7 protein-coding genes are annotated in these 9,353 nt (G+C 73.0%); 5 read left to right on the plus strand and 2 right to left on the minus strand.

Annotation, left to right across the window (positions count from 1 at the left end; all coding sequences use genetic code 11):
- Positions 1-83: 83 nt before the first annotated feature.
- Positions 84-1,826 (minus strand): S8 family peptidase, encoded by a 1,743-nt coding sequence (locus ACWDCZ_RS37105; RefSeq protein WP_449818219.1) that lies wholly within the window; start codon positions 1,824-1,826, stop codon positions 84-86.
- A gap of 443 nt (positions 1,827-2,269) precedes the next feature.
- On the opposite strand from ACWDCZ_RS37105, the gene ACWDCZ_RS37110 reads away from it, so the two are divergent.
- Together ACWDCZ_RS37110 and ACWDCZ_RS37115 are read left to right on the plus strand one after the other, a co-directional pair.
- Complete coding sequence (locus tag ACWDCZ_RS37110; protein WP_449818215.1) at positions 2,270-3,601, plus strand: serine hydrolase domain-containing protein; 1,332 nt, start codon at positions 2,270-2,272, stop codon at positions 3,599-3,601.
- A gap of 323 nt (positions 3,602-3,924) precedes the next feature.
- Positions 3,925-4,401 (plus strand): hypothetical protein, encoded by a 477-nt coding sequence (locus ACWDCZ_RS37115; protein WP_380781278.1) that lies wholly within the window; start codon positions 3,925-3,927, stop codon positions 4,399-4,401.
- A gap of 213 nt (positions 4,402-4,614) precedes the next feature.
- Here ACWDCZ_RS37115 and ACWDCZ_RS37120 read toward each other — a convergent pair whose 3' ends face one another.
- Positions 4,615-5,532: a LysR family transcriptional regulator gene (locus tag ACWDCZ_RS37120; protein WP_449818216.1), complete on the minus strand. Its 918-nt coding sequence runs from the start codon at positions 5,530-5,532 to the stop codon at positions 4,615-4,617.
- A 191-nt stretch (positions 5,533-5,723) separates the two neighbouring features.
- Between ACWDCZ_RS37120 and ACWDCZ_RS37125 the strand changes: the two genes are divergently transcribed.
- The 3 genes from ACWDCZ_RS37125 to ACWDCZ_RS37135 form a co-directional block, all read left to right on the plus strand.
- Positions 5,724-6,455 (plus strand): class II aldolase/adducin family protein, encoded by a 732-nt coding sequence (locus tag ACWDCZ_RS37125; RefSeq protein WP_234348488.1) that lies wholly within the window; start codon positions 5,724-5,726, stop codon positions 6,453-6,455.
- Between the two features lie 45 nt (positions 6,456-6,500).
- Positions 6,501-7,754, plus strand: coding sequence for an MFS transporter (locus ACWDCZ_RS37130; RefSeq protein ID WP_449818217.1), 1,254 nt, complete (start codon positions 6,501-6,503; stop codon positions 7,752-7,754).
- A gap of 284 nt (positions 7,755-8,038) precedes the next feature.
- The coding region (locus ACWDCZ_RS37135; protein WP_449818218.1) for a M64 family metallopeptidase at positions 8,039-9,353 on the plus strand (1,315 nt) is incomplete at its 3' end.

The raw sequence follows: 9,353 nt of genomic DNA on the forward strand, positions 1-9,353 counted from the left end.
TGGAAATCCGGCAACGACCGCGCCCCCGGCGGCTCGACGGCCCCCGCCCCCGGCCCCGACGGCACCCACGGCCTGCGCCTGGCCTACGACTTCACTCGGAGCTTCCAGGTGCCGTTCGCCGCGCTCGCGGAGGCGTTGACGGTGTAGGTCTTGGCGACGTTGTCGGTACTGTCGCTGTTCGGGAAGTCCTCCAGGAGGTAGACCGTGCCGTCGGGCGCGACCAGGGAGAGGACGAGGTCGCCGCGGTAGGTGTGCTTGATGTCCACGCCGACCTTGAGCGTCGCCGGGGCGTTGCCGGTGACGCCGGTGACGGTGATCGGGCTCTCTACCGTGGTGTTGTCGGGGATCGCCACGTCGGCGGTGTTCTCGAAGTACGTGCCGGTGGGCTGGGTGGCACCGCCGACCGCCTTCAGCGCGTCGACCTGGCCCTCGCCGAAGAAGGAGTTGTCGGCGGTGGTGCCGGTGCAGCGGCTGTCGGAGGCGGGGCAGGCCAGGTCGTTGGCCTGGCTCGCCAGCCGGGCCCGGATGTCCGCCGGGGTGAGCGAGGGGTTGGCGCTCGCGATCAGCGCGGCCGCCCCGGTGACATGCGGGGAGGCCATCGAAGTGCCGCTCTTGGTGCCGTACTTGCCGCCGGGCAGGGTCGAGTAGACGCCGGTGGCACCGTCACCGCCGGGCGCCGCGACGTCGATGACGCCCCGGCCGAAGTTGGAGTAGGAGGCCTTGCCGCTGCCGCTGCCCGTGGCCGCGACGGTCACCACGCCGGGGAGTTCGGTGGGGATGTCGATGCAGGCGTTGCTGATCGTCCGGGTGACCTTGGTGGAGTCGTTCGGGCTCTCGGTGTCGGTGGTCTTGTTGGCCAGGTCGTAGTTGGCGTTGCCGGCCGCCGCGACCTGCAGCGAGCCCTTGCCCTCGGCGTACTCCTGGGCGCGCTTGACGCCCTCGATGATGGCCGCCTGGTCGAGGTCGTTCGGGCAGTTGAACTGCCAGGGGTCGGTGTAGTAGCTGTTGTTGGTGACCTTGAAGCCGTGGTCGCCGGCCCAGACGAAGCCGCAGACGGTGTTCTCGGCGTAGAACAGGGTGCTGGTCGGCTCGGCGATCCGGACCGAGGCGATCTTCACGCCCGGTGCGACACCGATGACGCCCTTGCCATTCTTCGCGGCCGCGATGGTGCCGGCGACGTGGGTGCCGTGGGTGTCCACGTCCCGCCAGGCGCCGGTGCGGGCGTCGGGCTTGCCGTAGGCGCAGGAGACCGAGTCGGCGGCGTCGAAGTTCGGCGCGAGGTCCTGGTGCTGGTCGTCCACGCCGGTGTCGAGCACGCCGACCTTGACGGACGGCGAGCCGGTGCTGACGCTCCAGGCCTGGTCGGCCTTGATCTGCGTCATGTCCCAGCGGTTGGACTCGGTGAGCGTGGTGGCCGCCTGCGCCGGGTTGGCGGGCAGCGCCGGGCTGTAGGCGTCGGCCGGCACGTCGGAGGTGCGGGTCGCGCCGACCTGCTGGATGCCGGTGACGGTGCGCAGCGCGGCGGCGAAGCCGGCGCTGGTGGAGTGGGCGACGATGACGCCGATCTGGTCGTAACTCGAGAAGACCGTACCGCCCTTGGCGGCGACGGCGGCCTTGGCTGCGGCGATGTCGGCGGGGGCGCTGATCACCAGGTAGGCACGGGTGCCGGCGGCCCAGCCCGCCGCGCTGCCCGCGGCGGCGGGGGCCTGCGTGGCGGGCGCTTGTACCGCGGGCGCGGAGACGGCGCCGGGGACGGTGGGGGTGGTGGTCGTGGTGGCGGCGGTCGCGAACGCGGTGGGGGTGGCGAGCGCCATGGCCGAGAGCACGGCGAGGGCTGCGGCCGGGCGGCCGAGCCGCCGGGATATCAGGGGTGACACGTATCCTCCGATTCAGACCGTACGTGAGGGGGATCGCACGGGAATTGAGGGAAACATGCCAGATTTAGCAGGAGTTGGGGAAGACTTTACGCCCGGCGACTTTCCACGGAAGCGTTACGTTTTGATGTCACGGGATCCACAGCCCCCGGGCTGGGCGCGGCAGCATCCTCGGCCTCACACCTCCGGCCACTCGGCCGACCGAGGCCTCAGGGATCCGTCGGGGGCGGCCTTCGACCCGAGGTGGAGTCCTCCGGGCGGGAAGATGGGTCCCGGGGCGGAGACGCTCCGCACCTGAGGTGGACGCCTCGTAACGCTGCTGACTGACACTCTGTCAACTGTCTTTGTTGTGACGGGTGTTGATCGCATCCGTCGGTCGACTTCGGGAGGACGGCATGGCGGACGGGACGGCGGATCCGAGGCGCGGGAGACTCGGCTCGAAGGGTCGACGGTGGCGGCGCCCGGTCGGGCGGTCGGCGATCGTCGCGCTCGCCGGTGCGGGCCTGCTGGCGGCCCTGGCCCCGGCCGCCGGCGCGGCGGGCGCCCCGGCGGCGCCCCACCGGGTGGCGGCGGCGGGCGGTGAGCGGACGGCGGACGGGGCGGCCCTGGACGCGGCGGTCCGGGCCATGGTGCGGGAGGGCGGTGCGGCGGCGACACTGGCCCGTGTCCGGGAGAACGGCTCCACGGTCTGGAAGGGTGCGGCCGGCGTGGCCGACCTGGCCACCGGTGCGCCCGCCGATCCGGACGGCCGGTTCCGGATCGGCAGCGTCACCAAGACCTTCGTCGCGACGGTGGTCCTCCAACTGGTCGCGGAACACCGGATCGGCCTCGACGACTCCGTCGAGAGCCGCCTGCCGGGCGTGGTGCCGAACGGCGCCGGCATCACCGTGCGCCAACTGCTCAACCACACCAGCGGCATCCACGACTTCACCGAGGACCCGGCGTTCGACGCGAGCAACGAGGAGACGCTGCGGCAGTGGCTGGCGGGTGGGCGCTGGACGTCCTACCGGCCGCAGCAGCTCGTGGACATCGCCGACAAGTACCCGCCGTACTTCGCCCCCGGTCAGGGCTGGCACTACTCCAACACCGACTACGTGCTCATCAGCATGATCATCGAGCGCCTCACCGGGCGCAGTTGGGCGCAGGAGGTGGACCGCCGCATCATCCGGCCGCTGGGCCTGACGGGCACGTCGATGCCCCTCTACTCGCCCTTCATCCCCGGCTCCCACGCGCACGGCTACTACAAGCTCCCGACCGGCCCCGCCGACGTGACGCTGCTCAACCCGTCGATGGCCTCCGCCGCCGGGGCGGGCATCTCCACCACCGCGGACCTCACCCGCTTCATCGCCGCCCTGCTCGGCGGGCAGCTGCTCGGCCCGGCCGAACTCGCCGCGATGAAGGACACCAGCGGCCCGAACGCGGCCGCCGGCTACGGCCTCGGGCTCCAGCGGTTGTCCACGCCCTGCGGCGAGTTCTGGGGACACGACGGCGGCATCCCCGGCTACAACACCCTGCTGGTAGGCGAGGTCACCGGCAAGCGGCAGTTCGCCACCTCGATCAACCGGTACGACCTGTCGGACCATGCCGCGATGCTGAGGACCTCCAACGCCCTGTACTCCGCGGGCACTTGCGGCGGCCGCCCGTCGGCCTCCTCGCCGTCGGCGGTCCCGTCCGAAGCCGCCGCGACACCGTACTCCGCCGGACCGCTCGCCGGACCGCTCGCCTGAGCGTTTCGACGCACTGAAGGCCGCTCCCGGTCACGCGAAATTCACAGCCCGGGGTCTACTCGCATAGACAACGATGGGGCATCCTGGTCCGATGCCGGCGCTCGAAGCCCGTCGTCCCCCGTTTCCCGGGAGCGGCAGGCGGTGGCGCCGGAGGGATCGGTCGGCCCTCGTGCCGGAGCACTGTCGCGTCACAGCACTGCGTACGACCCCTACGTCCGGGCCGTTTCCGTCGGCCCGGCGCCGGACCTCCCGCCCTCCCACCGAGGCGCGGCAGGAGGGCGGGGGTCGAGTCGGATGCACACCATCCTCACCGGGAGATGCAGATGAAGCCACGCACCGCAGCCACCGTCGTCGCCCTGGCCCTGGCCGGCCTCGCCCTCTCGGCGCCCACGGCCGGCGCCAGCGGCACCAAGCTGTCGCAGTCCGCGGCCGCCGGCCAGTTCAGCGGCGCCGGCATCACGTGGAGTTCCAGCGGGGGCTGCACCACCAGGTCCAACTCCACCTGCACCTCGTTCGACCAGATCAACTCGGGCACCGTCAGCGCCGTCATCACCCTCAAGCAGGCCAGCGGCTGCGCCATCAACATCACGGGCGGCACCGAGGTCGGCCACGCCTCCGGCACCTACAGCCACTACAACGGCTACAAGGTCGACATCGCCCGCAGCTCCTGCATCGACAGCTACGTCCAGAACAGCTTCACCTACATCGGCCTCCGGGGCGACGGCTACCCGCAGTGGCAGGCCGCGTCGGGCAACCTGTACTGCAACGAGGGCAGCCACTGGGACGTCCTCATCTACTGACGCCGCCCCGGGCCTTCCCCGGGATCTTTCCGGATCAGGAAGCGGCGCCGTGACGGGGACCGAGGACCCCTCACGGCGCCGGACCCTGCCGAGGAACGCGCCCTCGGCCCCACCGTCGCCGACGGGCTGCCGCGGATCCAAGGCCTCTCCGCGCCACGGCACTTGACCGCCCCGCCCGTCCGCGCCCCGTGCGGACGGGCAGGGCGGCGCGCGTCACGGGGCGGTCCGCCGGCCGGCCGCCTCGCGGACGCGGGCACGCAGCCAGCGGTGGGCCGGGTCGTCGTCGTGGCGAGGGTGCCACAGCATGCTGACGCGCAGCGGCTTCACGCCCAACGGCACCGGGAAGGTGACCAGTTCGAGCGGGTCGGCCAGACGGCCGGCCAGGGCGGCCGGCACGATCCCGACCAGGTCGCCGGCGGCTACCAGGCGCAGCGCCGTGGCGAAGCCGGGCACGGAGGCCGCGACGGTACGCCGCACTCCCTCGGCCTCCAGCAGCCTGTCGACCGCGGTGCGCAGCCGGCCGTGACGGGAGACCACGACGTGGTCCCACGCCGCGAAGCGGGCCGCCGTGACCTCGCCGCTGCTCAGCGGGTGACCGGCGCGGACCACCCCGAGCAGCGGCTCGCGGACCAGCCCTTCCGAGCGGAGGTCGGCCTCCTTGGAGGCGTTGACCGCGATCGCGACATCCGCGGTGCCCTCGCGCACCGCCGCGCCTTCGTCGGCCGCCCGCCCTTCGCCGAGGAGGCGCAGCTGGACGCCGGGGGCTTCGGCGCGCACGAGGGCCAGCAGGTCCGTGCCGAAGCACCCGATCAGGTCCTCGGGCGCCAGAACGGTGAAGCTGCGGCACCAGGCGGCCGGTGCGTCCTCCTCCGCGGGCCCCAGCAGGTTCCGGGCGTCCTCGACCAGGGCTCGTACCCGCGGACGCAGCGCCAGCGCGTGCGCGGTCGGCTTCAGTCCGCGGCTGGAGCGCACCAGCAGGGGATCGCCGAACGCGGTCCGCAGCCGGCCCAGGGCCCTGCTGACGGCCGGTGCCGACAGGTCCAGCCGGCGGGCCGCCCCGGTGACGCTGCCCTCCTCCAGTACGGCGTCGAGGATGACGAGGAGGTTGAGGTCGAGGGACGTGACTTTCACCAAGTGAAAATAGCACTTGCATTCTTTTCACTGGTCGCAATCCGCGACCGCTCCTAGGGTCGTGAGCACCGCCGCAGGATGCGGTCCCGGACGCCCTGGACGCATGGCCCGAAACCCCCGGCACACGAGGGAAGACGGCGGCCACAGCAGCCCGAGAACGGGCCCGGACACGACATCAAGGAGCACCACCCATGACGGACGACACGATGGACGACCCAATCGACCCGATCGACCCGATCGAGCTGGTCGCACTGGGCAGCCGGGCGCTGGCCGCGGCCGGGCACGGTGACATGGTGTGGGGACACCTCGCGGTCCGCGACCCGGACGGCCGCGGCGTGTGGATGAAGTCGGCCGGCTGGGGCCTGGAGGAGATCACCCCCGAGCGCGTCCTGCTCGTCTCGTGGACCGGCGAGCGGCTGGCGGGAACCGGACGCGTCCACCTCGAACACCACCTCCACACCGAACTCATGCGGGCCCGTCCCGACGTGCGCGCCAGCGTCCACACCCACTCCCCGACGGTCAACGCCTTCAGCGCGCTCGGTGAACCGCTCCGTCCGCTCAGCCACGACGCCGTCGTCTTCGCCGAACACGGCCTGCCCCGGTACACCGCCACCGACAACCTCGTCCGCACCCCCGGGCTGGGCCGCGCGCTCGCGGCCGACCTCGGCGGCGCCCGCGCCTGCCTGATGCCCGGACACGGCCTGGCGGCGGTCGGCCGGGACACCGCCCACGCGGTCATGTACGCGATCCTGCTCGAACGGGCCTGCCGGACCCAGCTCACCGCCCGCGCCGCGGGCGAGCTCCGGCACTGGACCGGCCATCAGGAATGCCTGGAGAAGGACGCGGTGGCCTGGCCCGACAGCCAGATCGACGCCGGCTGGCGGTACTGGCTGCGCCGTGCCGCACTCCTCCAGGCCCACTGACCCTTCCCGTTCCCGAAAGACGCCCACGCGGAAGGAACCCCGCACATGGACTCCCACGCCTCCCCGATACCCGTCCCGCCGACCGCGCCCACCGCCGCTCCCACCGCCACTCCCGGGGCGGGTACCCCGGGCGGCAGACGGCGGATCGGCACCTGGGCGGTCGCCCTCGCCTTCTGGGCCGTCACGGCCGGGACGACGGTGCCCACCCTGCTCTACCCGCTGTACGAGCGCGCCTTCGGTTTCTCTCCGCTGGCCGTGACCGTGGCCTTCGCGGTCTACGCGCTGGCCGTGGTCGCGGGACTGCTGGCGCTCGGCGGGCTCTCCGACCGGTACGGCCGCCGTCCCGTCGCCGCCGCGGCGCTGCTCACCGCCCTGGCGGCCGCCGTCGTGTTCCTCCTCGCCGAGAACCTGGCCGCCCTCCTGGTCGGACGGGTGCTGTCCGGGCTGGCCGCCGCGCTCATCACCGGGACCGCCACCGCCCACCTGGCCGAACTGGCGCCCGCCGACGGCCGGTTCCGTGCCGGGCGGCTGGCACTCGCCGCGAACATGGGTGGCCTGGCCTGCGGCCCGCTGCTCGCGGCCGCGCTCGCCGACACCACCGGCTGGCCGCTGCGAGCCGTCTGGGTCGCCGCCGCGGCCCTGCTGACGGCAGCCCTGGCCGCACTCGCCGTGGCCCCGGAGACCGTGACGCCGAGGGAGCGGGGAACCGGGTCGGTCGCCCGCGCACCCCGCGTGCCCACCGCCCTCCGCAGGGAGTTCCGGCACGCCGCGCTCGCCGCGGGCGCGGGATTCGCCGTCCTCGGCGTGCTCACCGCGGTGACCGGGCTGTTCCTGGCCGAAGTCGCCCGCCTCCACGACCTCCTGGCCACCGCGGCAACGGTCTCCCTCGCTTTCGCCTGCACCGGCACGGGCCAGCTCCTGGCCGCACGACTGGGGCGCGCCGCCCTGCCCGCGGCGTGCGCCGGACTGATCGTCGCGGCCGGGCTGATCGCCGCCGCCGTGGCGGCCTCCTCCCTCCTGCCGCTGCTCGGCGCGGCGCTGACGGTCGGCCTGGCGACCGGCGTCGCGGTCGGCCACGGGATCGCGCTCATCGGCGCGCGCACCCCGCCCGGGACCCGCAGCCGTACCGTCTCGGCCTTCTTCGCCGCCCTGTACACCATGCTGGCCCTGCCGGCCGTAGGCGTCGGCGCGCTGATCGGCGCCGTCGGACTGCGCACCGCCACCACCGTCTTCGCCGCCGCGGTCGCCGCCCTGGCCGCCGCCGTCCTCCTGACCCAGCGGGCACCCGCCCGCCGGTGACTCCCCGGAGACCGGGCCGGCCGGCCACCGGAACACGCCGGCAGGCGATGAGACGGTCCCGCAGCCGCCAGGAGCTCGCTCACCGGCGAGACGGCGACAGCCCGCGTGAACCGTTCGTGGGCAGCCGGCCGTATCCACCGATGAGGTGACCACCCGACAGTGTCACCTTGTCAGTTCCGGCTCCGTGCAGCCGTGTTGGCGGAGTGCGGCGGCAGCACGGCACGGGGCCGCGCTCCCCCGCGCTCCACCACTTTTCGCCGCCCATAGATTTCGGAGAAACCCTCTTGCGCACCAGCAGGTTCACCTCGGTCACCCTGGCCGGCGCCATGACGCTGGCGGCTCTCGCCGTCGGCGTCGGCCCGGCGGTCGCCGCTCCGTCCGACCCGGTCGACCCGGCCTCCGTCACCGTCTCCCCGGGGGACCAGGACGTGGAGGTCTTCGCCGAGGACGGTGCCATCAGCCGGACCAAGGTCCCTGCCGCCTCCCCCTTCGTCGGCGCGCCGGTCATGAACGCGGTCGGCGCCGCGGCGGACGGCACCGTGACGAAGATCGTCAACAACGGGAGCACGGACAGCAAGCTCGACGTGGTCATGATCGGCGACGGCTACACGGCCTCGGAGCAGGACAAGTTCCGCAAGGACGCCGCGGCGAAGTGGAAGGACATCAGCGCCGTCGAGCCGTACGCCACCTACCGCAAGCTGTTCAACGTGTGGGCCGTGGGCGCCGTCTCCGCCCAGTCGGGCGTCTCCGGCGACCCGAAGCAGGACACCGTCCGCAAGACCGCCCTCGGCTCGCGCTTCTGGTGCAACTCCATCGAGCGGCTGCTGTGCGTGGACATCAAGGCCGTCGACACCTACGCCGCCAAGGCCCCGCAGGCCGACCTCGTGATCGTCGTCGCCAACACCGCCAAGTACGGCGGCGCCGGCTACGGCAGCACCCAGTCGCCGCTCGGGTACGAGGGCATCGCCACCGTCGCGGGCAGCAACAGCGCGTCCGGCCAGATAGCCGTGCACGAGACCGGCCACTCGCTGGGCAAGCTCGCGGACGAGTACTGGGCCGACGGGGCGGGGCCCTACCAGGGCGCGGAGCCCCCGCAGCCCAACATCACCACCCTGAGCGCCGACCGGATGCGCCAGGACAAGGCCAAGTGGTACCGCTGGCTCGGGAAGACCTCGCCCGACGGCGGCACCGTCGGCGCGTACCAGGGCGGCAGCAACTACCCGACCGGCCTCAACCGGCCGACCGACAACTCCGTGATGCGCTCCCTCGGGCGGGAGTTCAACCTCCCCGGCCGCGAGGCGATGATCGCCGGCTTCTACCGGCACGCCTCCACCCTCTCCAGCAGCACGCCGGTCACCACCCGCCTGACCGCGACCGACCACCTCACCGTCGACCTCCCGGTCTCCGGCACCAAGCTGCGCTGGTACGTCGACGGCAAGGAGGTGACGGCCCTGCGCGACCACAAGTCGATCGCCGTCTCCGACCTCGGCCCCACCGGCTCCAAGCCCGCCACAAGTCACCACTGCCCCAGCACCGTTGACCCCGAAGGGACCCTCCACGTGACCGTGCGCAAGCTGACACTGTCAGCCGCGGCGACAA

The organism is Kitasatospora sp. NPDC001225, from assembly GCF_053597855.1.